Genomic DNA, 24,606 nt, shown 5'->3' on the forward strand with positions numbered 1-24,606 from the left:
TTAAGCTCGATCAGGAAAACAGCCGTATTTTTCTGCCGAAACTTGGCTGGATGCGCTACCGGAATAGCCGTCAGGTCACGGGTGTTGTGAAAAATGTCACTGTCAGCCAGTCCTGCGGTAAGTGGTACATCAGTATTCAGACAGAAAGTGAAGTATCAACTCCGGTTCATCCTTCAGCATCAATGGTCGGGCTGGATGCTGGCGTGGCTAAACTCGCCACGCTGTCAGATGGCACAGTCTTTAAGCCTGTAAACAGTTTTCAGAAAAACCAGAAGACGCTGGCGAGACTTCAGCGACAGTTAAGCCGCAAGGTCGAATTCAGCAATAACTGGCAGAAGCAGAAACGCAAAATACAGCGACTGCATTCCCGTATCGCAAATATCCACAGGGACTACCTTCACAAAGTCACAACGACCGTCAGCAAAAACCACGCAATGATAGTCATTGAGGATTTGAAGGTCAGCAACATGTCAAAGTCAGCAGCGGGTACGGTCAGCCAGCCGGGGCGCAATGTCCGGGCAAAATCAGGTTTAAACCGTACGATACTGGATCAGGGCTGGTATGAAATGCGCCGCCAGCTTGAGTACAAGCAGCTCTGGCGTGGCGGTCAGGTGCTTGCTGTTCCGCCAGCGTACACAAGCCAGCGTTGCGCGTGCTGTGGTCATACAGCGAAAGAAAATCGCCTGTCACAAAGTAAATTCAGATGCCAGGTATGTGGATATACAGCGAACGCCGATGTAAACGGCGCTCGTAACATTTTAGCGGCGGGGCACGCCGTTCTTGCCTGTGGAGAGATGGTGCAGTCAGGCCGCCCGTTGAAGCAGGAACCCACCGAAATGATTCAGGCGACAGCCTGAACGTAGCAGGGATCCACGTCCTTCAGGGCGTGGAGGATGTCAACAAACAGGTTGAATTAACTCCGCGCCCTGGTTTTTGACATTACCCACCGCGCGCGACACAGGGTGCCAGGTGAACTGGTTTGCTGGAACACAGCCACTGGCAGCAATTTCAGAGGCTTCTTTACCGCTAATCTCTTGCCGCATCCATTCCCGCGCAGCTTCTGGCGACAGTACCAGCGGGCGGCGGTCATGAATATCTACCAGACCCTGGTCTGCTGCTGCAGTGACAATTAAAAATCCTTCGGCTTCGTCACCACGCTCAAACGGTGTGCTACCTATCGCGGCTATAAAAACAGGTTGTCCATCAGCGCGATAGATAAAATAAGGCTGTTTTTTGTCGCCTTCTTTTTTCCACTCAAACCAGCCATCGGCAAAACAGATTGCCCGACCATGTTGCCAGAGCGGTTTAAACATACGACTGGTTGCCGCAGTTTCTACGCGGGCGTTAATCAGCGGCGGTTTATCCCACCATCCGGGAGCATATCCCCAGAAAACCGGATCCAGATGAAGGTGTTCATCACGTTCACTGAGCAGAAGAACTTTGGTTCCCGGCGCGACGTTGTATCTGCCAATAGGTTCGGGATCGTAGGGAATATCGCGTTCAATATCTTCCGCGAGAAGCGCAAGGTAATCTTCACGCGTTTGGGATTGGGTAAAGCGTCCACACATAGCAACCTCCTGAGATCATACTGAAAAGAATAGGAGAGGGGGCGGGTAAAATCTATGTGATACAGAGGTAACGATGTTCCCGCTGTTGGCCACAGCGGGAATGAGGGATTACTTCTGAATTAAATAACGAATGGTCGGCCCGTCTTGCTGAATATCCAGCACCGTATAGCCGTGATTACGCGCATCCAGTGGAATATTATTGATCGACTGCGGACAGTCGCTCACCACTTCCAGGATCTCACCTTTTTTTAACTGCGGCATCGCCTCAAGGGTTGCAACTGCCGGATAAGGGCAGGGTTCACCCACCATATCAAGGCGGTAATCAGGAACGATATTTTTCATGCGATCTCCTTGGCTGTCTGCGGTGCCGCACGGCGGAAGAAGCGTTTTTCCCAGCCGATAATCAACATCAGCGCAGCAAACAGCAGCAAATATGTCACCAGCAGGCCACCCATCGGACCAAAGGTTTTCAGTAGGTTGATTTTGTCCCAGTCGGTGGCCAGCGCCGGAGCGAAATCATCCCAGTAATACGCCAGAATCGTTGAGCCGATCACATTGCCCAGACCGACCCACCAGTAGTGCACCTGGCCTTCTACCGCGCGGTACATCCAGCCGGTTTCGCAGCCGCCTGCCAGCACGATGCCAAATCCAAACAGCAAACCACCAATTACCGCGTTTGGACCTGCCCACATGATTTTGGGTTCAACGCCTAACTGTACGTAACTGAAGATCCCGATGGCACTTACCGCCATACCGATAATAATTGCTTTCGCCATGTGGGTACGTCCGGTGATCCACATATCGCGGAACGCCGAAGTAAAGCAGATTTGCGCACGTTCAATCAGTAAACCAAAGCCGACGCCAAACAGCATTGCCAGCCCCAGTTTTGGTTGGTTCATCGCCGTCAGTAGCGCCCAGCCCAGCATGCCGAAAAAGACCAGCATCCCGAGACGAAAACGACGCCGCGCCTGATCCGGTTTTTGCGTCAGCGGTGAGGCGGCAGAAACTTTCTGCATTTTCACGGGAATACGGAAGATGGGCAGCAGGGTAAAGCGCGCGCCAAACCATGAACCAATGGCAGTGGCGATGGCAAAGAACCAGGCATGCAGCGAGAACTGAGGAATGCCGGTAAAGAACGCCGCCAGGTTACAGCCCATTGCCAGACGCGCGCCAAAACCGGCGATAATGCCGCCAATGATGGCCTGCATAATGCGGATACGGCTGCGCGGCATGCGTAGTTTGACATTGTTGGCCCACAGCGCTGCAGCAAAGCAGCCGCCAAACATACCGAGGATCATCATTCCGTCGATGCGGGTTAATGGCGATCCTTCCAGATGAATAATTTTAAAATAACCCCACTCTTCAGCATGGACGCCAAACAGCTGCAAAACCTGACCGCCCCAACGGGTAAATTCACCCGTGACTGCCCAAAAGGTGCCAGTGATGCCAAAATAGTAAGTGGAGAGAATACCCGCCGCGATGACCGCGGGGATGGGCGCCCAGAATTTAATCAACCAGGCGTGTTTGAATTGCTGCCATGACATGAATGTAGCCTCTGAACTCAGAAGGTTTGAAACAAGAGTCGCGGATCATACACCATGCAAATTTATTTTCGGGGTAATAATTCACAAAAATAATGGTTAGATCAAATTTCTCTCTGAACCTGGAAAGGCTGGCGACATCAGGGCTTTAATGCCACAATCCTCTTTTCTTCTCATGCAGGACGAATGATGAAAAAACTCGCAATTGCAGGCGCGCTCATGTTGCTGGCGGGCTGTGCCGAAGTCGAAAACTATAACAATGTCGTTAAAACCCCCGCGCCGGACTGGCTGGCGGGCTACTGGCAGACCAAAGGGCCGCAAAGTGCGCTGGTCAGTCCGGAAGCGATAGGCAGCCTGATTGTCACTAAAGAGGGCGATACCCTGGATTGCCGTCAGTGGCAGCGGGTGATTGCTGTGCCGGGTAAGTTGACATTGATGTCTGACGATCTCACTAACGTTACCGTAAAACGTGAGCTGTACGAGGTTGAGCGTGACGGTAACACCATTGAGTACGATGGTATGACGATGGAGCGTGTGGATCGCCCGACGGCAGAGTGTGCCGCCGCGCTGGATAAAGCGCCGTTACCGACGCCACTGCCGTAATGAAATCTCCCCGGCTTGCCGCCGGGGATGAATTTAAATCACCTCTTCGATAACCCACACGCTAACGCTGCCGCCGTTGCAAAAGAAGGTCGCTTCGCCGTTTTCGTCGGTCACTACGCTCTCTTGCCGATTCCCCAGAAAATCACGCCAGGTTTTATTGCCGTAATTCTCTCCCAGATGAATGGTTTTTTCGCCATCATCCCCGTTTGACATAACCACCACGCAGCCGGGATATTCGTCGGTGCCACTGCGGCTAAAGGCAATGCAGTTCGGATGGTCGAAAAATAACGTCTGTACACCGTGGGCGAAACGCTGACGGGCGAGAATTAACTCATCAAGTTGTTCGATTATTGGCATATCTATCGGATAGGTTTGCCCGTCACCGCCGACATCTTCGTAATGCGCGCCGTAGAGATCCGGATAGAACACCGAAGGAACGCCATTTTCCCGCAACAAAATTAACGCATACGCCAGCGGTTTAAACCACGGTTCGACGGGCGCTTCGAGGGCTTGCAACGGTTGGGTGTCATGGTTGGCAACGAGGGTTACGGCGTGAAAAGGATCGGCTTCCACCAGCGTCCCAGTGAAAATCTGCGTCATGTCGTAGTCGCGTCCCATGCGCGATGCTTCATGGAATTTCATCTGCAGCGGCGCATCAAACAGCATGGTTTTGCCTTCCACCTGATCAATATACGTTTGCAGTTTATCGACTTCATGCGACCAGTATTCCGCCACAATAAACAGCGGCTTTGGCGCAACTTCTTGTACGTGTTCGATCCACTCTTTATAAAACCACGCCGGAATATGTTTGACCGCATCAAGACGAAAACCGTCGCATTGTGTTTGTTCCATCACCCAGCGCGCCCAGTATTTAATCTCTTCCGTCACGGCATGATTGCGAAAATCGATATTCTCGCCCATCAGGTAATCGAAATTACCGAGTTCATCATCAACCTGATCGTTCCAGCCTTCGCCGGTGTAGTCGTTAACAATTTTAAATATGCCATCTTCATCAGGATTTTCGATATGGTCGATACCGCTAAAACATTTGAAATCCCAGATAAACTGCGAGTATTGCCCGGCACGGGCGGGGAAGGTGTAACGCGTCCAGCCTTCGCACTCAATGATTTCTTCATCAATTTGCGTACGGTCATCAGCATTTACACGTTGCACGCGAATAGCTTCTTTTTCATCCGCCCCCATTTTGTGGTTGACTACCACGTCCAACAGCACCGCAATGTCATTACGTTTCAGGGCGTCAATGGCGGCCAGCAGTTGTGCTTTATCGCCATATTTAGTAGGGATGCTGCCTTTCTGATCAAACTCGCCTAAATCAAATAAATCATAGGAGTCGTAGCCGACCGAATACCCGCCCGATGCGCCTTTATAGGCGGGCGGCAACCAGACCATATTGATACCAATATCATTAAAACCGTCGGCGCGCTCGGCCAGTTCAGGCCAGAGCTTACCGCCTTCCGGGTAATACCAGTGAAAACATTGTAACAGCGTGGGATTACGCATTCTTCGACTCCATTCAAGGGGAACATTAGAAGCGTAGCCGTAATCGGATTATTCGCGAGCCATCAGCTCGTTAAGATTCAAAAGAGGTTATCCTGCGGAGCCAGCACAAAGCCGCCCTGATCGCCATAGGCACTTAACACCGATTTTTGCACCGATGACTGACCGACCAGTTTCGCCAGTTCATCCATCCGAATCTGCAATAACTGCTTTACCCTGCTTTCGTTGTCGAGAATCAGGCGCAGCATCGGGCGGAGTTGCTCCTGCATCGTGGTGGACGGATCAATCTCTTCAGTCAGATGTGCAATCTCCTGCACCGCATTCACATACGCCATTTCGCTGGCGATGAGTTCGTCCCATTGTTCTTCAGTTGCCAGGCGTAACATGAGCTGGCTTTTTTCGACGAGTTGTTGCCAGGCGAAATACAAATGCGGTGCATGGTTCATCAGACTGGGTCCTGAATCAAAGAAGGGGAGAGTAAAGACTCTTTCCAGGCATCGGCAATATTGCGCATTAATGCTTCCACTTCTTCGACTGCGGAGACATCGTTGCGTAAATTGGCTTGCAGCAAGCGCCTGACCATATAGCTATAAAGAGCAATCAAGTTTTGGGTTAGTTCGTCTTTGCTCTCTTCATCAAGACTCACCCGCAGCCCGTTCTCAATGATGTTGATCGCTTTTGACAAAGAGACGCCTTTGCCTTGCTGATTGTTGTCCTGCATAAACAGGCGCGCTCTAACCAGTGCGCTCAGCACTCCATCAAATAGCATGGTGACCAGCTGCTGCTGGCTGGCGCTCATTACGGCGCTTTCGACGCCAATTTGTGCATAGGCCTGGGTGCCTTTTGCCGCGTACATGACCTGTCTCCCGATGAATATTGATTACTTGGAATTACTGTTGTTTTCGAACTGCTGCGTTAAGTAGCTGCTGGTGCTATTTAACGAGGTCATTAAAACGTCCAGTTGGGTAAATTGTTCTTTGTAGCGAGCGACCTGCGCATCAATGCGATCGCTGGCGGCGTTGTAGTCTTTAGTTAACTTATTCAGGGTCTTACTAACGCCATCGGTAGCGGCTTTAATAATGCCCGTTGTCGAAAGCCAACTGGTCAGGTTGCTGCCGATGGTGGTCGTGATGCCGGTTTTTTTACCATCGCCAACAATCAATGCACCTACGCCGCTGGCATCTTTTTTCAGTGCAGCGGTGAGTTTGTCGGCATCCAGTTCCAGTTTGCCATCGCTGGGATCGGTCGTGATACCAATCTGCGCCAACGTTTTATAGTTGGAAGAACTAACGGTATTACTCAGCATCGATTTCAACTGCGTCTGAATCGTCCGCAACGTGGAGTCGCCGAGCAGTGCGCCATTGCTAGAACTCTGGCTATCAGCCCCCGCATCTACGGCGGTGTATTTGGTCAGGCTGCTGAAGGTATCTATTAGCGAGTTATAGGCATTCACCCAGTCTTTAATTGCCGTTTGCGCTTTGGAGGTGTCCTGAGTGATGGTTAGCGTCTGGTTGCCCGTGGTGACATCGTTCAGGTTCAGGGTGATGTTTTCCAGCGCGTCGCTGATGGTGTTGCTGCTGTTCTCAATGGCGACGTTGTTGACCGTCAGCTGCGCATTCTGGGCGGCGACCGAGACCTCCATGCCGTTGCTGCTGGCACTGGCGTCATAGCCCATAAAACTTTGTAGCGCATCATCACCGCTAACCGAGAGCGTCATCGCATTGTCAAGGCCGGTGTCATTTGATGTGACTGACAGACGATATTCACCGTTACCCACGTTAATGATGCTTGCGCTTACGCCTGCTTTTGCGTTGTTGATAGCATCACGGATCCCGCTTAACGATGAGTTAGCCGCGCTGATATCAATGGTAATCGGATCTTTGTCGCCGCCTTGTTGAATGGTGATTTTACTGTCGCTGGTGGCGATCGCCGTTTTCGTATCATCTCTGGTGGTGCGCGTGGTCAGGGTTTGCGCCTGCGCCAGATGGGTGACGCTGATGGTGTATTTCCCGGCGATGGCGTTACCCGCGGTGGTGGCACTGAACGCGGTGGTGCTGCTGGTGGTGCTGGTGGCGGAAAAAAGATCGGCTTTAGACAATGCAGTATTGGCGGTCTGGAAAGTCGTCAGCGCGCTTTTCAGCGTACCGTAGGCGCTAAGTTTAGCGGTAAACGACGATTGCTGATTTGAAATAGGGGTTAGCGTCGCTTTTTGCGCGGCGGTGAGGCTATCGAGGATTGAACTTAAATCCAGACCTGACCCGACTCCCAGCGATGAAATACTTGCCATGCGATTTCCTTTTATCTTTCGACACGTAAAACGAATACCGGGGTTATCGGCCTGAATTGCGCAAAGTTTACGTTTAATTGTTTTTTTTAATAGCGGGAATAAGGGGCAGAGAAAAGAGTATTTCGGCGACTAACAAAAAATGGCTGTTTGTGAAAAAAATTCTAAAGGTTGTTTTACGACAGACGATAACAGGGTTGACGGCGATTGAGCCGACGGGTGGAAACCCAATACGTAATCAACGACTTGCAATATAGGATAACGAATCATGGCACAAGTCATTAATACCAACAGCCTCTCGCTGATCACTCAAAATAATATCAACAAGAACCAGTCTGCGCTGTCGAGTTCTATCGAGCGTCTGTCTTCTGGCTTGCGTATTAACAGCGCGAAGGATGACGCAGCGGGTCAGGCGATTGCTAACCGTTTTACTTCTAATATTAAAGGCCTGACTCAGGCGGCCCGTAACGCCAACGACGGTATCTCCGTTGCGCAGACCACTGAAGGCGCGCTGTCCGAAATCAACAACAACTTACAGCGTATTCGTGAACTGACGGTTCAGGCCACTACAGGGACTAACTCCGATTCTGACCTGGACTCCATCCAGGACGAAATCAAATCCCGTCTCGACGAAATTGACCGCGTATCCGGCCAGACCCAGTTCAACGGCGTGAACGTACTGGCAAAAGACGGTTCGATGAAAATTCAGGTTGGTGCGAATGACGGCCAGACTATCACTATTGATCTGAAGAAAATTGACTCTGATACGCTGGGGCTGAATGGGTTTAACGTTAACGGCAAAGGTACTATTGCGAACAAAGCTGCTACAGTCAGCGATCTGACCGCTGCTGGTGCAACGGGAACAGGTCCTTATGCTGTGACCACAAACAATACAGCTCTCAGCGCTAGCGATGCACTGTCTCGCCTGAAAACCGGAGATACAGTTACTACTACTGGCTCGAGTGCTGCGACCTATACTTATGATGCGGCTAAAGGGAACTTCACCACTCAAGCAACAGTTGCAGATGGTGATGTTGTTAACTTTGCAAATACTCTGAAACCAGCGGCTGGCACTACTGCATCAGGTGTTTATACTCGTAGTACTGGTGATGTGAAGTTTGATGTAGATGCTAATGGCGATGTGACCATCGGTGGTAAAGCCGCGTACCTGGACGCCACTGGTAACCTATCTACAAACAACGCCGGCATTGCATCTTCAGCGAAATTGTCCGATCTGTTTGCTAGCGGTAGTACTTTAGCGACAACTGGTTCTATCCAGCTGTCTGGCACAACTTATAACTTTGGTGCTGCGGCAACTTCTGGCGTAACCTACACCAAAACGGTAAGTGCTGATACTGTTCTGAGCACAGTACAGAGTGCTGCAACGGCTAACACAGCAGTTACTGGTGCGACAATTAAGTATAATACAGGTATTCAGTCTGCAACTGCGTCTTTCGGTGGTGCGAATACTAATGGTGCTGGTAATTCGAATGACACCTATACTGATGCAGACAAAGAGCTCACCACAACCGCATCTTACACTATCAACTACAACGTCGATAAGGATACCGGTACAGTAACTGTAGCTTCAAATGGCGCAGGTGCAACTGGTAAATTTGCAGCTACTGTTGGGGCACAGGCTTATGTTAACTCTACAGGTAAACTGACCACTGAAACCACCAGTGCAGGCACTGCAACCAAAGATCCTCTGGCTGCCCTGGACGACGCTATCAGCTCCATCGACAAATTCCGTTCATCCCTGGGTGCTATCCAGAACCGTCTGGATTCTGCGGTGACTAACCTGAACAACACCACTACCAACCTGTCTGAAGCGCAGTCCCGTATTCAGGACGCCGACTATGCGACCGAAGTGTCCAACATGTCGAAAGCGCAGATTATCCAGCAGGCCGGTAACTCCGTGCTGGCAAAAGCCAACCAGGTACCGCAGCAGGTTCTGTCTCTGCTGCAGGGTTAATCGTCTGAATGCCTCTCAAACCCCGCCACCGGCGGGGTTTTTTCTGTCCGCAATTTACCGGTAACCCCCAAATAACCCCTCATTTCACCCACTAATCGTCCGATTAAAAACCCTGCAGAAACGGATAATCATGCCGATAACTCATATAACGCAGGGCTGTTTATCGTGAATTCACTCTATACCGCTGAAGGTGTAATGGATAAACACTCGCTGTGGCAGCGTTATGTCCCGCTGGTGCGTCACGAAGCATTGCGCCTGCAGGTTCGACTGCCCGCGAGCGTGGAACTTGACGATCTGCTACAGGCGGGCGGCATTGGGTTACTTAATGCCGTCGAACGCTATGACGCCCTACAAGGAACGGCATTTACAACTTACGCAGTGCAGCGTATCCGTGGCGCTATGCTGGATGAACTTCGCAGCCGTGACTGGGTGCCGCGCAGCGTGCGACGCAACGCGCGTGAAGTGGCACAGGCAATAGGGCAACTGGAGCAGGAACTTGGCCGCAACGCCACGGAAACTGAGGTAGCGGAACGTTTAGGGATCGATATTGCCGACTATCGCCAAATGTTGCTCGACACCAATAACAGCCAGCTCTTCTCCTACGATGAGTGGCGCGAAGAGCACGGCGATAGCATCGAACTGGTTACTGATGATCATCAGCGAGAAAACCCGCTACAACAACTGCTGGACAGTAATCTGCGCCAGCGGGTGATGGAAGCCATCGAAACGTTGCCGGAGCGCGAAAAACTGGTATTAACCCTCTATTACCAGGAAGAGCTGAATCTTAAAGAGATTGGCGCGGTGCTGGAGGTCGGGGAATCGCGGGTCAGTCAGTTACACAGCCAGGCCATTAAACGGTTACGCACTAAACTGGGTAAGTTATAACGTCAGTAAATGCCGCACTTTAATTTTGACTACCAGGAGTTCTTAATGATGGTGCAGCACCTGAAAAGACGGCCATTAAGCCGCTATCTTAAAGACTTTAAACACAGCCAGACCCATTGCGCGCATTGCCGTAAATTACTCGATCGCATTACCCTCGTTCGCGACGGCAAAATAGTGAATAAAATCGAGATTTCCCGCCTGGACACGCTGCTTGATGAAAATGGCTGGCAAGTGGAACAAAAATCATGGGCGGCATTGTGCCGATTCTGCGGTGATTTACATTGCAAAACACAGAGTGATTTTTTCGATATTATCGGCTTTAAGCAATTTCTTTTTGAGCAAACTGAAATGAGCCCAGGTACGGTGCGTGAATATGTCGTTCGTCTGCGCCGTTTGGGGAATCATCTACACGAGCAAAATATTTCCCTCGAACAGCTGCAGGGTGGTTTCCTTGATGAAATCCTCGCCCCGTGGCTGCCCACCACCAGCACCAACAATTACCGCATCGCATTACGGAAGTATCAACACTATCAGCGTCAAACGTGTACCGGACTTGTGCAGAAATCCTCCAGCCTGCCTGCTTCTGATATATATTAAATAAGAATAAGATGTAGCGGAGTTGTTTTTGTGTTTACAAACAATGGCTCTACACTGCAAACAGACATAACAACATTCGGGGTGAATATGAAATTAGCACATCTGGGACGTCAGGCATTGATGGGTGTGATGGCCGTGGCGCTGGTTGCGGGCATGAGCGTTAAAAGTTTTGCAGATGAAGGTCTGCTTAATAAAGTTAAAGAGCGCGGTACGCTGCTCGTAGGGCTGGAAGGAACTTATCCGCCGTTCAGTTTTCAGGGGGATGACGGCAAATTAACCGGTTTTGAAGTGGAATTCGCCCAACAGCTGGCAAAACATCTTGGCGTTGAGGCGTCACTAAAACCGACCAAATGGGACGGTATGCTGGCGTCGCTGGACTCTAAACGCATTGATGTGGTGATTAACCAGGTCACTATTTCTGACGAGCGCAAGAAAAAATACGATTTCTCTACCCCGTACACCATTTCCGGTATTCAGGCGCTGGTGAAAAAAGGTAACGAAGGCAGCATTAAAACGGCTGATGATCTGAAAGGCAAAAAAGTGGGTGTCGGTCTGGGCACCAACTATGAAGAGTGGCTGCGCCAAAATGTTCAGGGCGTCGATGTGCGTACCTATGATGATGACCCGACCAAATATCAGGATCTGCGCGTAGGCCGTATTGATGCGATCCTCGTTGACCGTCTGGCTGCGCTGGATCTGGTGAAGAAAACCAACGATACGCTGGCAGTAACCGGTGAAGCATTCTCCCGTCAGGAGTCTGGCGTAGCGCTGCGTAAAGGAAATGAAGACCTGCTGAAAGCGGTGAATGATGCAATTGCGGAAATGCAAAAAGATGGCACTCTGCAAGCCCTTTCTGAAAAATGGTTTGGTGCTGATGTGACCAAATAATCAGCATAATGACAAAAAAGGGCGCTTTCACTAGCGCCTTTTTTATTTACGCGTTTTCAGCGTGCATAATAAGAAAATCACAACAACACACATCGGAGGCTGTTATGCCACTGCATAATTTAACCCGTTTTCCACGGCTGGAATTTATCGGCGCGCCAACGCCGCTCGAATATCTGCCACGCTTTTCTGATTATCTTGGACGGGAAATTTTCATCAAACGGGATGACGTCACCCCCATGGCAATGGGCGGCAATAAATTACGTAAGCTGGAATTTCTTGCGGCAGATGCTCTGCGCGAAGGTGCCGATACGCTGATTACTGCCGGGGCGATCCAGTCTAACCATGTGCGCCAGACTGCCGCAGTCGCTGCGAAACTCGGTCTGCACTGCGTGGCGCTGCTGGAAAATCCTATTGGCACAACCGCAGAAAACTATTTAACCAACGGCAATCGTTTGTTGCTGGATCTGTTCAATACCCAGATTGAAATGTGCGACGCACTGACCGATCCCAATGCCCAACTGGAGGACCTGGCGACGCGAGTCGAAGCACAAGGCTTTCGCCCGTATGTCATTCCGGTTGGCGGTTCTAATGCTTTGGGTGCGCTGGGTTATGTGGAGAGTGCGCTGGAAATCGCGCAACAGTGTGAAGGGGCGGTTAATATTTCGTCGGTGGTGGTCGCGTCGGGCAGTGCCGGAACTCACGCCGGACTGGCTGTTGGGCTGGAACACCTGATGCCTGAAAGCGAACTGATTGGCGTGACCGTGTCGCGTTCCGTTGCCGATCAATTGCCGAAAGTGGTTAACCTCCAACAGGCGATTGCGAAAGAACTGGAGCTGACCGCATCAGCGGAAATTTTACTCTGGGATGACTATTTTGCACCTGGCTACGGCGTGCCGAACGACGAAGGCATGGAAGCAGTGAAATTGCTGGCGCGGCTGGAAGGCATTCTGCTTGATCCTGTGTATACCGGAAAAGCGATGGCGGGGCTGATTGACGGTATCAGTCAGAAACGCTTCAAAGATGAAGGGCCGATTCTGTTTATTCATACCGGCGGCGCGCCTGCGCTGTTCGCCTATCATCCCCACGTTTAGCTCCGGAAACGCTCATGCAAGAAAGTATACAACTGGTTATTGATTCCTTGCCGTTCCTGCTGAAAGGGGCTGGGTATACGCTGCAACTCAGTATCGGCGGCATGTTTTTTGGCTTACTGCTAGGGTTTATTCTCGCGCTGATGCGCCTTTCGCCAATCTGGCCCGTGCGCTGGCTGGCGCGTTTTTATATCTCTATTTTTCGTGGTACGCCACTCATCGCACAACTGTTTATGATCTATTACGGCTTGCCGCAGTTTGGCATCGAACTAGATCCCATTCCGTCAGCAATGATTGGTCTGTCGCTAAACACTGCCGCCTATGCTGCCGAAACGCTGCGTGCCGCCATTTCTTCTATTGATAAAGGTCAGTGGGAAGCTGCTGCCAGTATTGGTATGACGCCGTGGCAGACCATGCGTCGCGCGATTTTGCCACAGGCGGCGCGGGTGGCGTTGCCGCCGCTGTCGAACAGCTTTATCAGCCTGGTAAAAGATACGTCGCTGGCCGCGACAATCCAGGTGCCGGAGCTGTTCCGTCAGGCGCAGTTGATTACCTCGCGTACGCTGGAGGTGTTCACCATGTATCTGGCGGCTTCGCTCATCTACTGGATCATGGCGACAGTGTTATCGACGTTGCAGAACCATTTTGAGAATCAACTTAATCGCCAGGAGAGAGAACCAAAATGAGTGCCATTGAAGTTAAGAACCTGGTGAAAAAATTCCACGGTCAGACGGTGCTGCACGGTATCGACCTTGAGGTGAAGCCTGGCGAAGTAGTGGCAATTATCGGTCCGAGCGGTTCCGGCAAAACCACGTTGCTACGCAGCATAAATCTGCTGGAACAACCGGAAGCGGGAACCATCACCGTTGGCGATATCACCATTGATACTGCACGTTCATTAAGTCAGCAAAAATCGCTGATTCGCCAGTTGCGTCAGCACGTCGGGTTTGTCTTCCAGAACTTTAATTTGTTTCCGCATCGTACGGTGCTGGAAAACATTATTGAAGGGCCGGTGATCGTCAAAGGCGAACCGAAAGAAGAGGCCACGGCGCGCGCTCGCGAGCTGCTGGCGAAAGTTGGGCTGGCAGGCAAAGAAACCAGCTATCCACGTCGTTTGTCTGGCGGTCAACAGCAGCGTGTCGCAATTGCGCGTGCGCTGGCAATGCGTCCTGAGGTGATTTTGTTTGACGAGCCAACGTCAGCGCTGGATCCAGAGCTGGTGGGCGAAGTCCTGAACACCATCCGCCAGCTGGCGCAGGAAAAGCGCACGATGGTGATTGTGACGCACGAAATGAGCTTTGCCCGGGATGTTGCGGACCGGGCGATCTTTATGGACCAGGGGCGGATAGTCGAGCAGGGGGCCGCAAAAGCGTTATTTGCCGATCCTCAGCTGCCTCGCACCCGCCAGTTCCTCGAGAAGTTTCTGCTGCAATAATAAGAAAAAATCAGCCCCGACGATTTACCAGTCGGGGCGGGACGCCACTTCAAACGTGATAAAACTGCTTAACAAATCAGCATAACTTATTAATAACATAAGAGAATGCGATGGCTTGCAAAAGTAATTCATTGCCTGAATAATATAAATTATATATAAATCTTATTTATGTGATAGTTTGAATTATCATTATAAATGATACTCACTCTCAGGGGCGTTGCGGTTTACTATGCAGGATACGGATTTTTTCAGCTGGCGTCGCACGATGCTGTTGCGTTTTCAGAGGATGGAGGCCGCAGAAGAGGTCTACCATGAAATAGAGCTTCAGGCTCAGCAGCTGGAGTACGATTACTATTCGTTATGTGTTCGCCACCCGGTACCATTCACGCGACCTAAAGTAGCTTTCTACACCAATTACCCTGAGTCGTGGGTGAGTTATTATCAGGCAAAAAACTTTCTCGCCATTGATCCTGTGCTGAACCCTGAAAACTTTAGTCAGGGCCATTTAATGTGGAATGATGACTTATTCAGCGAAGCACAGCCATTATGGGAAGCCGCGCGCGCACATGGTTTACGCCGCGGTGTCACTCAGTATTTAATGCTGCCAAATCGGGCGCTGGGCTTTTTGTCCTTTTCCCGTTGCAGCACGCGCGAAATACCCATTCTTAGTGATGAACTGCAATTAAAAATGCAGTTACTGGTGCGCGAAAGTCTGATGGCTCTGATGCGTTTAAATGATGAAATAGTGATGACGCCAGAGATGAATTTCAGCAAGCGCGAAAAAGAAATTCTGAAATGGACGGCGGAAGGGAAGACATCAGCAGAGATAGCGATGATTTTGTCAATCTCTGAGAATACGGTCAATTTCCATCAGAAAAACATGCAGAAAAAAATCAATGCACCGAATAAGACCCAGGTGGCCTGTTACGCGGCCGCTACTGGCTTAATTTGATCGCTTTTCTTTCTGCGTGCCAGATGCAAAAACCGGCTGAAAGGCACGCTCTCAGCCGGTTTTATATTACTGACGGTAGGCTTGTTTAATTTGCTTAACCGTTTTGGAAAATACTGCAGCCTGGGTTTCGTCTTCGATCAGCGCAAGCTGTTTTTCCATCTTTAACATCACGCGGCCCGCGTCAGCTTGTCCCATCGCCTGCAGCATCAGCGTCAGCATCGCTTTCAGGCAGGAGACTTCATTTGCCAGTTCTTGATTATTCTCGGCAGTAGAAAAATCAGGCGTACTCATTTATTTTCCTCGTCATGTTGCAATGAAAATTTGCGGTGAAAAATGTTAAGGCGGCGGAGTATACCATAAGCTTTGCTAAAAATAGCAGTGGTTGTTTTTTGAGCGTGCCGTCAACGGTGCTATTAAATGCGTTAATATAATGACCAATAAATATTTTTATCATGAATGTTTTTTGCCCGTATTGTTCGGGTTAATTAATGTTACATATTCAGCGGGCTGATTTTCATTTTTGCTGAATAAAGGTAATTTTTGTCACATTTCGTCGCAGGGCTTACTGTGAAACGATCCGGTAAGCCGTTGGTGACGGGCGTGACCATAACTGTGGACAATCGAATTGACAAAAACGAGAGAAAAATCGAATACCCACCATTTTTAACGTTTCAAAGTTGCAATAAAAACCGCTAATATACGAATGACTAACTATCAGTAGCGTTATCCCTATTTCTGGAGATATTCCTTTGATCAACGTTCTACTTGTTGATGACCACGAACTGGTGCGCGCAGGGATACGACGCATTCTGGAAGATATAAAGGGTATAAAAGTCGTCGGTGAGGCATCGTGCGGTGAAGACGCCGTTAAGTGGTGCCGGTCAAATGCCGTTGACGTGGTGCTAATGGACATGAGTATGCCGGGCATTGGCGGTCTTGAGGCGACGCGTAAAATCGCGCGTTCCACAGCTGATGTAAAAATCATCATGCTTACGGTCCATACAGAAAACCCTTTACCAGCGAAAGTCATGCAGGCCGGTGCTGCTGGCTACCTCAGCAAAGGCGCGGCTCCGCAGGAAGTCGTGAGTGCGATCCGTTCTGTCTATTCTGGGCAGCGTTACATTGCTTCTGACATCGCTCAACAAATGGCGTTAAGCCAGATCGAACCAGAAAAAACAGAAAGCCCATTTGCCAGTTTGTCTGAACGTGAATTGCAGATTATGCTGATGATCACCAAGGGCCAGAAGGTCAATGAGATCTCAGAACAGCTCAATCTCAGTCCGAAAACGGTGAACAGCTACCGCTATCGTATGTTCAGTAAACTAAACATTCATGGCGATGTTGAGCTGACTCACCTGGCAATTCGCCATGGTCTGTGTAATGCGGAGACATTATCAAGTCAGTGAGTGATCAGTTTGACGCAAAAGCGTTTTTAAAAACCGTAACCAGCCAGCCAGGCGTTTATCGCATGTACGATGCTGGTGGTACGGTTATCTATGTCGGCAAAGCGAAAGACCTGAAAAAACGGCTTTCCAGCTATTTCCGTAGCAACCTCGCTTCGCGCAAAACCGAAGCGCTGGTCGCCCAGATCCAGCAAATTGATGTAACGGTTACTCATACAGAAACCGAAGCGCTGTTGCTGGAACACAACTACATCAAACTCTATCAGCCGCGTTACAACGTTTTGCTACGCGATGATAAATCTTATCCTTTTATCTTCCTGAGTGGCGATACCCACCCGCGTCTGGCGATGCATCGTGGTGCGAAGCATGCCAAAGGTGAATATTTCGGCCCGTTCCCGAATGGCTATGCCGTACGTGAAACACTGGCGTTACTGCAAAAGATATTCCCCATTCGCCAGTGCGAAAATAGTGTTTATCGCAATCGCTCGCGTCCGTGTCTGCAATATCAGATAGGGCGCTGTCTGGGACCGTGCGTTGAAGGACTGGTGAGTGAAGAAGAATACGCTCAGCAGGTCGAGTATGTGCGCCTGTTTTTGTCTGGCAAAGATGATCAGGTGCTTACGCAACTCATTAGCCGTATGGAAACTGCCAGCCAGAATCTGGAGTTTGAAGAAGCGGCACGTATTCGCGACCAAATTCAGGCGGTGCGACGCGTCACCGAAAAACAGTTTGTGTCCAATACCGGCGACGACCTTGACGTTATTGGTGTGGCGTTCGATGCGGGCATGGCTTGTGTCCACGTATTGTTCATTCGTCAGGGTAAAGTGCTCGGCAGCCGCAGCTATTTCCCGAAAGTGCCGGGCGGTACGGAACTGAGCGAGGTGGTGGAAACCTTCGTAGGTCAGTTCTATTTACAAGGCAGCCAGATGCGCACCTTACCGGGTGAGATCCTGCTCGATTTTAATCTTAGCGATAAAACGCTGCTCGCCGATTCCCTTTCAGAACTGGCGGGACGCAAGATTAATGTTCAAACCAAACCTCGCGGCGATCGGGCGCGTTATCTGAAACTCGCGCGCACCAATGCGGCGACGGCCTTAACCAGCAAACTTTCGCAGCAATCTACCGTTCACCAGCGACTGACCGCGCTTGCCAGCGTGTTGAAATTGCCAGAAGTGAAGCGGATGGAGTGCTTTGACATCAGCCATACCATGGGTGAACAAACCGTCGCCTCCTGTGTGGTATTTGATGCTAACGGCCCGCTGCGTGCGGAGTATCGGCGCTATAACATTACTGGCATTACGCCGGGCGATGATTATGCGGCGATGAATCAGGTGCTGCGTCGGCGTTATGGTAAAGCCATCGACGACAGTAAGATCCCGGATGTGATCCTTATCGACGGCGGCAAAGGCCAGCTTGCACAGGCGAAAAATGTCTTCGCCGAACTGGATGTCTCATGGGATAAAAATCATCCGCTGCTACTTGGCGTTGCCAAAGGAGCAGATCGTAAGGCTGGGCTAGAAACGCTGTTCTTTGAGCCGGAAGGTGAGGGATTCAGTTTGCCGCCAGATTCTCCCGCGCTGCATGTTATCCAACATATTCGCGACGAATCACACGATCACGCGATTGGCGGGCACCGCAAAAAACGGGCGAAGGTCAAAAATACCAGTTCCCTGGAAACCATTGAAGGCGTCGGGCCAAAACGTCGGCAAATGTTGTTGAAATATATGGGCGGTTTGCAAGGTTTACGTAACGCCAGCGTCGAGGAAATTGCAAAAGTGCCGGGTATTTCGCAAGGTCTGGCAGAAAAGATCTTCTGGTCGTTGAAACATTGATGTCTCTGTAGCAACATAGGGGTAATCTTACTGACAACAGATAGTTACCCGTCATTATGCAATTTAATATCCCTACGTTGCTTACACTGTTCCGTGTCATCCTTATCCCATTCTTTGTATTGGTCTTTTATCTGCCTGTCACCTGGTCGCCGTTTGCCGCCGCGCTCATTTTCTGCGTCGCGGCGGTGACTGACTGGTTCGATGGTTTTCTGGCACGCCGCTGGAACCAGAGTACCCGGTTTGGTGCTTTCCTTGACCCTGTAGCAGATAAAGTTCTCGTGGCTATCGCCATGGTGCTGGTAACCGAGCATTATCACAGCTGGTGGGTGACATTACCGGCGGCAACGATGATCGCCCGTGAAATTATTATTTCTGCGCTACGCGAATGGATGGCAGAGTTGGGTAAACGCAGTAGCGTGGCTGTCTCCTGGATTGGGAAAGTGAAAACCACTGCCCAGATGGTAGCGCTGGCCTGGCTGCTGTGGCGTCCGAACATTTGGGTTGAGTACGCCGGTATTGCACTTTTCTTTGTGGCTGCGGTACTGACTCTGTGGTCAATGTTGCAATATTTGAGCGCTGCGCGTGCAGATTTGCTTGATCAGTGATCGTTTCGGCGCAATTTTCAGCAAACGATCAAAAGTGGTGAAAAATATCGTTGACTCATCGCGCCAGGTAAGTAGAATGCAACGCATCGAACGGCGGCACTGATTGCCAGACGATAATAAAATCAAGTGATTAACTGATTGCTTGATGAATGCGGGAATAGCTCAGTTGGTAGAGCACGACCTTGCCAAGGTCGGGGTCGCGAGTTCGAGTCTCGTTTCCCGCTCCAGTTTAAAAGACATCGGCTTCAGCGGATGTCCGGCTGAAAGGCCTGAAGAATTTGGCGCGTTAACAAAGCGGTTATGTAGCGGATTGCAAATCCGTCTAGTCCGGTTCGACTCCGGAACGCGCCTCCACTTTCTTCCCGAGCCCGGATGGTGGAATCGGTAGACACAAGGGATTTAAAATCCCTCGGCGTTCGCGCTGTGCGGGTTCAAGTCCCGCTCCGGGTACCATGGGAAAGATAAGAATAAAATCAAAGCAATAAGCAGTGTCGTGAAACCACCTTCGGGTGGTTTTTTTGTACCTGCAACTTGTCGTTACACCCTCCTTAATTTTTAATCACCGGCAAAGCCACTCAAAAAGTATCTCTGATACGGACCGACATGTAAGATAGGTGTTGGCGAGTTGAGATCCACAAGGAAAAGCGTATGAAAACGGGACCGTTAAACGAAAGTGAGTTGGAATGGCTGGACGATATTCTGACCAAATACAACACTGACCACGCCATTCTTGATGTGGCGGAGCTGGACGGTTTATTGACGGCGGTGTTGAGTTCTCCGCAAGAGATTGAACCGGCACAGTGGCTGGTTGCCGTATGGGGTGGGGCTGACTATGTGCCACGCTGGGCGTCAGAGAAAGAGATGACGCGCTTTATGAACCTGGCTTTTCAGCATATGGCCGATACCGCAGAGCGTCTGAACGAATTCCCGGAGCAGTTTGAGCCGTTATTCGGCTTGCGAGAAGTCGATGGCAGCGAGCTGACGATTGTTGAGGAGTGGTGCTTTGGCTATATGCGGGGCGTGGCACTTTCTGACTGGTCAACGTTGCCCGATTCGTTAAAACCGGCGCTGGAGGCGATTGCGCTGCACGGCACTGAGGAAAACTTCGAGCGGGTAGAGAAGATGTCGCCAGAAGCGTTTGAAGAGAGCGTAGATGCCATTCGACTGGCGGCGCTTGATTTACATGCATACTGGATGGCGCATCCGCAGGAAAAAGCTGTTCAGCAACCGATCAAAGCAGAAGAGAAACCGGGTCGTAACGATCCTTGTCCGTGCGGCAGTGGTAAGAAATTTAAGCAGTGCTGCCTGCATTAAGAGGTCAAATTGGGTGTCAGCGTTAATTCTGGCACCCAATAAGATCTAATCATCCCACTTCTGGTAACAAGCCTGCCGCAATCAAAAATTGCACGCCAATCACAGCAATACCACAGAGAAACACCACCACCAGCGCCGGACGACCACCTTTCACCCGATAACCCGCCTGAGGATTGTGTTTCCTGCTTTGCCAGGTCAGCAGCGAAGGGATAATCAATGCCAGTACCGCCAGCGCCACACCGGCGTAACCCAGCGCCATCACAAAACCTCGTGGGTAAAACAGTGCAAACGCCAGTGGCGGCAAAAAGGTAATTGCACCAGTTTGCAATCGTCCACCAACGGTATTTGAACGCTGAAACAAATCGGCCAGATAATCAAATAAACCTAATGCTACACCAAGGAAGGACGTGGCGAGGGCCAAATCAGCAAATAAATGCACCGCCAGTTCAACATGCGGTGAGGCCACCATTTCGTTTAACGCATGTAACAGCCCGTTTAATCCGGCATGATTAGCCAGCAATCCCATAAAGGTTGTTGAATCAATGCTGCCAAGCGTCGCCAGCTGCCAGAAAATATATGCCACCAGGGGGATCGCACTACCGGTTATAAACACCCAGCGTAGCTTACGAATATTGCCATCCATATAACTGACAATGCTCGGCACGCTACCGTGAAAACCAAACGATGTAAAAATCACTGGGATTGCAGACAGTGCCAGCCCCTGTTGCAACGGCAGGGTTAAAAGATTCACCTTATGAATATGCGGAAGTAGCAGTACCAGCATCACCACCAGAAAAATAATTTTGGCGCTGAACAGAAAACGGTTAAATAAATCGACCAGCGAAGTTCCGACACAAACCACGCCACCGGCAACAAAAGTGAACAACAGCACGCCAGCGGTTGCCGTCATTGAAATACCTGTCCAGTCGCTGATGCTGGAAGCCAACAATTCACCAGCACCGCTGATGTATGCCGCAGTCAGAGCATACATTAAGAACATCATACTGAAGCCCGTCAGCCACTGACCGTATCGTCCCAGATAGCGTTTTGCCAGCGTGCCCAGACCGGTATCTGCCGGGACATGCTGGTACACCTCCAGTAGTAATAGCGCCGTGTAGCACATCAACGCCCAAAGCCCAATCAACAAGATTAACGTGACGCTAAAACCAACACCTGCCGCAGCCAGCGGCATTGCCAGCATACCTGCGCCAATTGTGGTTCCCGCCACGATAAAAACACTTCCCAGAGTTCTGTTTTTCACGCTTTCTTCTGTCCTGACGATCTTTATGAGTGATATCTGCGGCGCAGGTTAAGGCATAACGGCTGCTTCGTCAAACCGGCGTTACATATAGTGTAAATATAAATGTACAATAAAATGCGTTCAGTCCTGCGCTGGCGCAAAGTCTTGGTAAGCGGCAATCGCTACGCTAGCCTTTTTTTGAGGAGGAACGATGGACTCTATTCACGGTCATGAAGTGTTAAATATGATGATTGAATCAGGTGAGCAATATACGCATGCCAGTCTGGAAGCTGCGATTAAAGCGCGTTTTGGTGAACAGGTACGTTTTCACACTTGCTCGGCAGAAGGGATGACAGCGGGAGAGCTGGTAGCGTTTCTGGCAGCAAAAGGCAAATTTATACCTTCGGAAGAAGGTTTTTCGACCGATCAGAGTAAGATTTGCCGTCACTGATTTGAAACGGCGGCAGTAAACCTGCCGCCGGAGAACATTAGTTTTGTGTGTCGAGGGTAGAGAGTTCTTTGTCGATAAAATACAAACCTTCGCCGCTTTTGCCTGCCAGACTTAATTTATCAATAATCGATTTGAACAGTTTCTCTTCTTCATGCTGCTCAGAAACATACCATTGCAGGAAATTAAATGTTGGGTAGTCCTGATTGGTCATTGCAGCATGAGCCAGTTCGTTAATTTTCTGCGTGATTAATTGTTCGTGTTTATAGGTTTCCTGGAATAATTCATCAAGTGAAGAATATTCAGCAAACGGAGATTCAACGGTATTAATACGCGGTAAGTTTCCGGTATCAGTCAGGTAATCAAACAGACGCTGCATATGCGTCATCTCTTCCTGGGCGTGACGGCGCAGGAACGCGGCAGCACCTTCGAAGGTATGATAGCTGCACCAGGCGCTCATTTGCTGATAAAGCAGTGAAGAGTACAGTTCCAGGTTCATCTGCTCATTAAGTTTTTCAATCATTTCTGGTTTCAGCATGATAGTGCTCCACAAAGGTTATATTTGTTGCTGTGGCGTCACTATAATTTGTTATTTTATTATTTGCAAAAGGTAAAATATAAACATCATTTATTAAAAATACGAATGGGAATAAAACGCATTACCGCTATTTATTTAATCAGCGAAGATCCCCCTCGCTGATTAAAACGTTTAGAGAAAGACAGGGAAGGCGGAATGATGGCACTGATATGACAAAGTGAATTCCGTATTCAAACATAAGGAACCCGCAAAGAGGCTACAGTTGCCTACTGGCTGACCAAAGGGGATAGCGTGGGTATAGCCTTCCAGCTGGCATGCGCGATCGGCGATCCCGCGACTGACATAACGATCGGTACGGGCATGCTGCAAAAAAGCCTGATCATAAACCAACCGAACAATACCTGTTGCCGCGTCAACTTCGCCCACATGAGCCTGGCGAGTAACTGTGCACCCCGCCAGCGTTATTAATGAAAGAGTCAGAATCAGAAGTCTCATGGTCCAGCCAGAAGAGTAAAAGAAAGCAGTATTTTACGCGTTACAGCGCTGCGACAATGGCCGGAAAAGACGCCTGGCAGGCGCTATTTCTCGCCATCTGTATGTGTCAGAAATGGGGGTGCTGCCTTTTGATTATCATTTTTATAACATTAAAGGGGTATTTATGTGATTTGCATCACATAAAGATTGATTTTTGTGATGGTTGTCATATTATAAGTGCAAAGACAATAACACCTGCATAACAAATAGTCGGAGTGCCGCGATGAAACTGCGCAAGATCCTGAAAAGTATGTTCAATAACTATTGCAAGACGTTCAAAGACGTACCGCCAGGCAATATGTTCCGATAACAAAAAACCTGCTCCGGCAGGTTTTTTTGTGTCCTGATGACGGTGTATGTGACTATCGCTGAAGATGTGAAGCCGCTACTATAACGGCTTTCAAAATGCTATCAGGAGTTTACGATGTCCCAGCCGCTGAATGCCGATCAGGAACTGGTTTCTGATGTGGTTGCTTGCCAGTTGGTTATCAAACAAATTCTCGACGTTCTCGATGTGATCGCACCCGTTGAAGTTCGCGAAAAAATGTCCAGCCAGCTGAAGAATATCGACTTTACTCACCATCCCGCCGCCGCAGACCCGGTCACCATGCGGGCAATCCAAAAAGCCATCGCGCTGATTGAACTCAAGTTTACCCCACAGGGCGAATCCCATTAAAAAACCGCTGCTTCAAAAAGATGAGGCAGCGGTTTCTCAAAAACTTCATCGGCGCAATGCATTAGCGCCGATGATGATCAATGCAGCTGATGCGACACGACATTCAGAACATGTTGGTCGGTCTGCACAGGGCACATACCAGCAAGTTTCGCACTGCGCACTTCATCAAGAATGGTTTGCAGCAACAGGCCATCATGCTGCTGCTCTTTTTCCAGATCGCGCAGGAAATTGACGGTTGAATCATCATTCAGTTCTTTAGCTTCATCGGCTAACTGTGCCAGCGTGCTTGAACGTTGCTCGTATTCTTCCATCGTTTTTTGGAAAAGTTCTTCCAGTGAGTTCAGTTTTTCACCGGGAACATCAATGGCTTTAACGATGGGAGTAGCGCCGACACTCTTCATAAAGTTAAACATGCGCATCATTTGGGTCACGTTACTCTGTGCCTGGGCGCGAAGGAAAGTGGCGGTGCCGTTCAGACTCTGTTCAGAACACCAGTTACTCAGGTGAAGGTAGAGATTGGATGCGTAAAACTCGCGGTTCATTTGAGAGTTGAGTTTGAGAAGCATTCCAGCGGTTGCCATACCTAATATCCTTATATCCAGAAGTGGAGAGGTGCAAGATAAATCAAAACACCATAATTACTGTTTGCAGAATAATTCCTTTCTGCCGGTCCGAAATGTGA

The 24,606-nt window shown here is 49.9% G+C and carries 31 protein-coding genes and 3 tRNA genes; 20 read left to right on the forward strand and 14 right to left on the reverse strand.

Going from position 1 to position 24,606, the window contains the following annotated elements; translation table 11 throughout:
* Positions 1 to 857: RNA-guided endonuclease InsQ/TnpB family protein (locus BEB42_RS08645; protein ID WP_105267293.1), on the forward strand; the 857-nt coding region annotated here is incomplete at its 5' end.
* A 39-nt stretch (positions 858 to 896) separates the two neighbouring features.
* Here BEB42_RS08645 and BEB42_RS08650 read toward each other — a convergent pair.
* The 3 genes from BEB42_RS08650 to yedE form a co-directional block, all read right to left on the reverse strand.
* The gene (locus BEB42_RS08650; protein WP_000334634.1) at positions 897 to 1,568 is read right to left on the reverse strand and encodes an SOS response-associated peptidase; all 672 of its coding nucleotides are present in this window, start codon (positions 1,566 to 1,568) and stop codon (positions 897 to 899) included.
* Between the two features lie 108 nt (positions 1,569 to 1,676).
* Positions 1,677 to 1,910: a sulfurtransferase-like selenium metabolism protein YedF gene (gene yedF / locus BEB42_RS08655; RefSeq protein ID WP_000790504.1), complete on the reverse strand. Its 234-nt coding sequence runs from the start codon at positions 1,908 to 1,910 to the stop codon at positions 1,677 to 1,679.
* A complete protein-coding gene (gene yedE / locus BEB42_RS08660; protein ID WP_000118920.1) occupies positions 1,907 to 3,112 on the reverse strand; it encodes a selenium metabolism membrane protein YedE/FdhT in 1,206 nt (401 codons plus the stop codon). The genes yedF and yedE overlap by 4 nt, the downstream gene beginning before the upstream one ends.
* 186 nt (positions 3,113 to 3,298) lie before the next feature.
* On the opposite strand from yedE, the gene yedD reads away from it, so the two are divergent.
* Entirely contained in the window at positions 3,299 to 3,712 is a 414-nt protein-coding gene (yedD, locus tag BEB42_RS08670) for a lipoprotein YedD (RefSeq protein ID WP_001353137.1), read from the forward strand.
* Between the two features lie 33 nt (positions 3,713 to 3,745).
* Here the strand turns inward: yedD and amyA are convergent, their stop codons facing one another.
* The 4 genes from amyA to fliD all read right to left on the reverse strand — a co-directional run bounded on the left by amyA (position 3,746) and on the right by fliD (position 7,517).
* On the reverse strand, positions 3,746 to 5,233 hold the full coding sequence (gene amyA, locus BEB42_RS08675; protein WP_001245699.1) for an alpha-amylase: 1,488 nt from the start codon (positions 5,231 to 5,233) through the stop codon (positions 3,746 to 3,748).
* Positions 5,234 to 5,310: 77 nt separating this feature from the next.
* Entirely contained in the window at positions 5,311 to 5,676 is a 366-nt protein-coding gene (gene fliT / locus BEB42_RS08680) for a flagella biosynthesis regulatory protein FliT (protein WP_001015026.1), read from the reverse strand.
* Complete coding sequence (gene fliS, locus BEB42_RS08685; RefSeq protein WP_000270663.1) at positions 5,676 to 6,086, reverse strand: flagellar export chaperone FliS; 411 nt, start codon at positions 6,084 to 6,086, stop codon at positions 5,676 to 5,678. The genes fliT and fliS overlap by 1 nt, the downstream gene beginning before the upstream one ends.
* A 24-nt stretch (positions 6,087 to 6,110) precedes the next feature.
* Positions 6,111 to 7,517: a flagellar filament capping protein FliD gene (gene fliD / locus BEB42_RS08690; protein ID WP_000146761.1), complete on the reverse strand. Its 1,407-nt coding sequence runs from the start codon at positions 7,515 to 7,517 to the stop codon at positions 6,111 to 6,113.
* Between the two features lie 265 nt (positions 7,518 to 7,782).
* On the opposite strand from fliD, the gene BEB42_RS08700 reads away from it, so the two are divergent.
* From BEB42_RS08700 to sdiA, 8 genes are all read left to right on the forward strand, one after another.
* Positions 7,783 to 9,489: a FliC/FljB family flagellin gene (locus BEB42_RS08700; protein WP_000079725.1), complete on the forward strand. Its 1,707-nt coding sequence runs from the start codon at positions 7,783 to 7,785 to the stop codon at positions 9,487 to 9,489.
* A 165-nt stretch (positions 9,490 to 9,654) separates the two neighbouring features.
* On the forward strand, positions 9,655 to 10,374 hold the full coding sequence (gene fliA / locus BEB42_RS08705) for an RNA polymerase sigma factor FliA (RefSeq protein WP_001087467.1): 720 nt from the start codon (positions 9,655 to 9,657) through the stop codon (positions 10,372 to 10,374).
* Between the two features lie 45 nt (positions 10,375 to 10,419).
* Positions 10,420 to 10,971, forward strand: a complete 552-nt coding sequence (gene fliZ, locus BEB42_RS08710) for a flagella biosynthesis regulatory protein FliZ (RefSeq protein WP_001353138.1) — start codon at positions 10,420 to 10,422, stop codon at positions 10,969 to 10,971.
* 87 nt (positions 10,972 to 11,058) lie between these two features.
* Positions 11,059 to 11,859: a cystine ABC transporter substrate-binding protein gene (tcyJ, locus tag BEB42_RS08715; protein WP_001353139.1), complete on the forward strand. Its 801-nt coding sequence runs from the start codon at positions 11,059 to 11,061 to the stop codon at positions 11,857 to 11,859.
* A 104-nt stretch (positions 11,860 to 11,963) separates the two neighbouring features.
* Positions 11,964 to 12,950 carry a D-cysteine desulfhydrase gene (gene dcyD, locus BEB42_RS08720; RefSeq protein WP_001128207.1) on the forward strand — a complete coding sequence of 329 codons (987 nt, stop codon included), beginning with the start codon at positions 11,964 to 11,966 and terminating at the stop codon, positions 12,948 to 12,950.
* Between the two features lie 14 nt (positions 12,951 to 12,964).
* Positions 12,965 to 13,633: a cystine ABC transporter permease gene (tcyL, locus tag BEB42_RS08725; protein ID WP_001158220.1), complete on the forward strand. Its 669-nt coding sequence runs from the start codon at positions 12,965 to 12,967 to the stop codon at positions 13,631 to 13,633.
* A complete protein-coding gene (gene tcyN / locus BEB42_RS08730) occupies positions 13,630 to 14,382 on the forward strand; it encodes an L-cystine ABC transporter ATP-binding protein TcyN (protein ID WP_001272993.1) in 753 nt (250 codons plus the stop codon). The genes tcyL and tcyN overlap by 4 nt, the downstream gene beginning before the upstream one ends.
* A 229-nt stretch (positions 14,383 to 14,611) precedes the next feature.
* On the forward strand, positions 14,612 to 15,334 hold the full coding sequence (sdiA, locus tag BEB42_RS08735) for a transcriptional regulator SdiA (protein ID WP_001154281.1): 723 nt from the start codon (positions 14,612 to 14,614) through the stop codon (positions 15,332 to 15,334).
* Between the two features lie 66 nt (positions 15,335 to 15,400).
* Here sdiA and yecF read toward each other — a convergent pair whose 3' ends face one another.
* The 3 genes from yecF to BEB42_RS27090 are packed head-to-tail and all read right to left on the reverse strand — an operon-like array spanning position 15,401 to position 15,942.
* Positions 15,401 to 15,625, reverse strand: coding sequence for a DUF2594 family protein YecF (gene yecF, locus BEB42_RS08740; protein ID WP_000106474.1), 225 nt, complete (start codon positions 15,623 to 15,625; stop codon positions 15,401 to 15,403).
* Complete coding sequence (gene yecU, locus BEB42_RS26205; RefSeq protein ID WP_001302050.1) at positions 15,612 to 15,788, reverse strand: protein YecU; 177 nt, start codon at positions 15,786 to 15,788, stop codon at positions 15,612 to 15,614. Before yecU ends, yecF begins: the two co-directional genes overlap by 14 nt.
* Before the next feature lie 37 nt (positions 15,789 to 15,825).
* On the reverse strand, positions 15,826 to 15,942 hold the full coding sequence (locus BEB42_RS27090; protein ID WP_001302039.1) for a hypothetical protein: 117 nt from the start codon (positions 15,940 to 15,942) through the stop codon (positions 15,826 to 15,828).
* 141 nt (positions 15,943 to 16,083) lie between these two features.
* Between BEB42_RS27090 and uvrY the strand changes: the two genes are divergently transcribed.
* The 7 genes from uvrY (at position 16,084) to yecA (ending at position 20,488) form a co-directional block, all read left to right on the forward strand.
* Positions 16,084 to 16,740: a UvrY/SirA/GacA family response regulator transcription factor gene (gene uvrY / locus BEB42_RS08750; protein WP_000611332.1), complete on the forward strand. Its 657-nt coding sequence runs from the start codon at positions 16,084 to 16,086 to the stop codon at positions 16,738 to 16,740.
* Positions 16,737 to 18,569, forward strand: a complete 1,833-nt coding sequence (gene uvrC / locus BEB42_RS08755; protein ID WP_001283421.1) for an excinuclease ABC subunit UvrC — start codon at positions 16,737 to 16,739, stop codon at positions 18,567 to 18,569. Before uvrY ends, uvrC begins: the two co-directional genes overlap by 4 nt.
* Before the next feature lie 56 nt (positions 18,570 to 18,625).
* Positions 18,626 to 19,174: a CDP-diacylglycerol--glycerol-3-phosphate 3-phosphatidyltransferase gene (pgsA, locus tag BEB42_RS08760; RefSeq protein WP_001160187.1), complete on the forward strand. Its 549-nt coding sequence runs from the start codon at positions 18,626 to 18,628 to the stop codon at positions 19,172 to 19,174.
* Between the two features lie 151 nt (positions 19,175 to 19,325).
* Positions 19,326 to 19,401: transfer RNA gene (locus BEB42_RS08765), tRNA-Gly, on the forward strand.
* A 53-nt stretch (positions 19,402 to 19,454) separates the two neighbouring features.
* Positions 19,455 to 19,528, forward strand: a tRNA-Cys gene (locus tag BEB42_RS08770).
* A 12-nt stretch (positions 19,529 to 19,540) separates the two neighbouring features.
* A tRNA-Leu gene (locus tag BEB42_RS08775) sits at positions 19,541 to 19,627 on the forward strand.
* Between the two features lie 195 nt (positions 19,628 to 19,822).
* Positions 19,823 to 20,488 (forward strand): UPF0149 family protein YecA, encoded by a 666-nt coding sequence (yecA, locus tag BEB42_RS08780; RefSeq protein ID WP_000847882.1) that lies wholly within the window; start codon positions 19,823 to 19,825, stop codon positions 20,486 to 20,488.
* A gap of 49 nt (positions 20,489 to 20,537) precedes the next feature.
* Here yecA and tyrP read toward each other — a convergent pair whose 3' ends face one another.
* On the reverse strand, positions 20,538 to 21,749 hold the full coding sequence (tyrP, locus tag BEB42_RS08785; RefSeq protein WP_000797580.1) for a tyrosine transporter TyrP: 1,212 nt from the start codon (positions 21,747 to 21,749) through the stop codon (positions 20,538 to 20,540).
* A gap of 190 nt (positions 21,750 to 21,939) precedes the next feature.
* On the opposite strand from tyrP, the gene BEB42_RS08790 reads away from it, so the two are divergent.
* A complete protein-coding gene (locus tag BEB42_RS08790) occupies positions 21,940 to 22,179 on the forward strand; it encodes a YecH family metal-binding protein (RefSeq protein ID WP_000377231.1) in 240 nt (79 codons plus the stop codon).
* A 37-nt stretch (positions 22,180 to 22,216) separates the two neighbouring features.
* Here the strand turns inward: BEB42_RS08790 and ftnA are convergent, their stop codons facing one another.
* Together ftnA and BEB42_RS08800 are read right to left on the reverse strand one after the other, a co-directional pair.
* Positions 22,217 to 22,714: a non-heme ferritin gene (ftnA, locus tag BEB42_RS08795; protein WP_000917208.1), complete on the reverse strand. Its 498-nt coding sequence runs from the start codon at positions 22,712 to 22,714 to the stop codon at positions 22,217 to 22,219.
* Between the two features lie 171 nt (positions 22,715 to 22,885).
* Positions 22,886 to 23,209 (reverse strand): YecR-like lipofamily protein, encoded by a 324-nt coding sequence (locus BEB42_RS08800; protein WP_001237858.1) that lies wholly within the window; start codon positions 23,207 to 23,209, stop codon positions 22,886 to 22,888.
* Between the two features lie 262 nt (positions 23,210 to 23,471).
* Between BEB42_RS08800 and azuC the strand changes: the two genes are divergently transcribed.
* Positions 23,472 to 23,558, forward strand: coding sequence for a stress response protein AzuC (gene azuC, locus BEB42_RS26210; protein WP_010723106.1), 87 nt, complete (start codon positions 23,472 to 23,474; stop codon positions 23,556 to 23,558).
* A 114-nt stretch (positions 23,559 to 23,672) separates the two neighbouring features.
* Positions 23,673 to 23,924, forward strand: a complete 252-nt coding sequence (gene yecJ / locus BEB42_RS08815; protein WP_000082120.1) for a DUF2766 family protein YecJ — start codon at positions 23,673 to 23,675, stop codon at positions 23,922 to 23,924.
* A 77-nt stretch (positions 23,925 to 24,001) separates the two neighbouring features.
* Here yecJ and BEB42_RS08820 read toward each other — a convergent pair whose 3' ends face one another.
* Complete coding sequence (locus BEB42_RS08820; RefSeq protein WP_000179469.1) at positions 24,002 to 24,505, reverse strand: non-heme ferritin-like protein; 504 nt, start codon at positions 24,503 to 24,505, stop codon at positions 24,002 to 24,004.
* Between the last annotated feature and the right edge of the window lie 101 nt (positions 24,506 to 24,606).

The organism is Escherichia sp. MOD1-EC5990 (assembly GCF_002965285.1).
GTDB lineage: Bacteria > Pseudomonadota > Gammaproteobacteria > Enterobacterales > Enterobacteriaceae > Escherichia > Escherichia coli_F.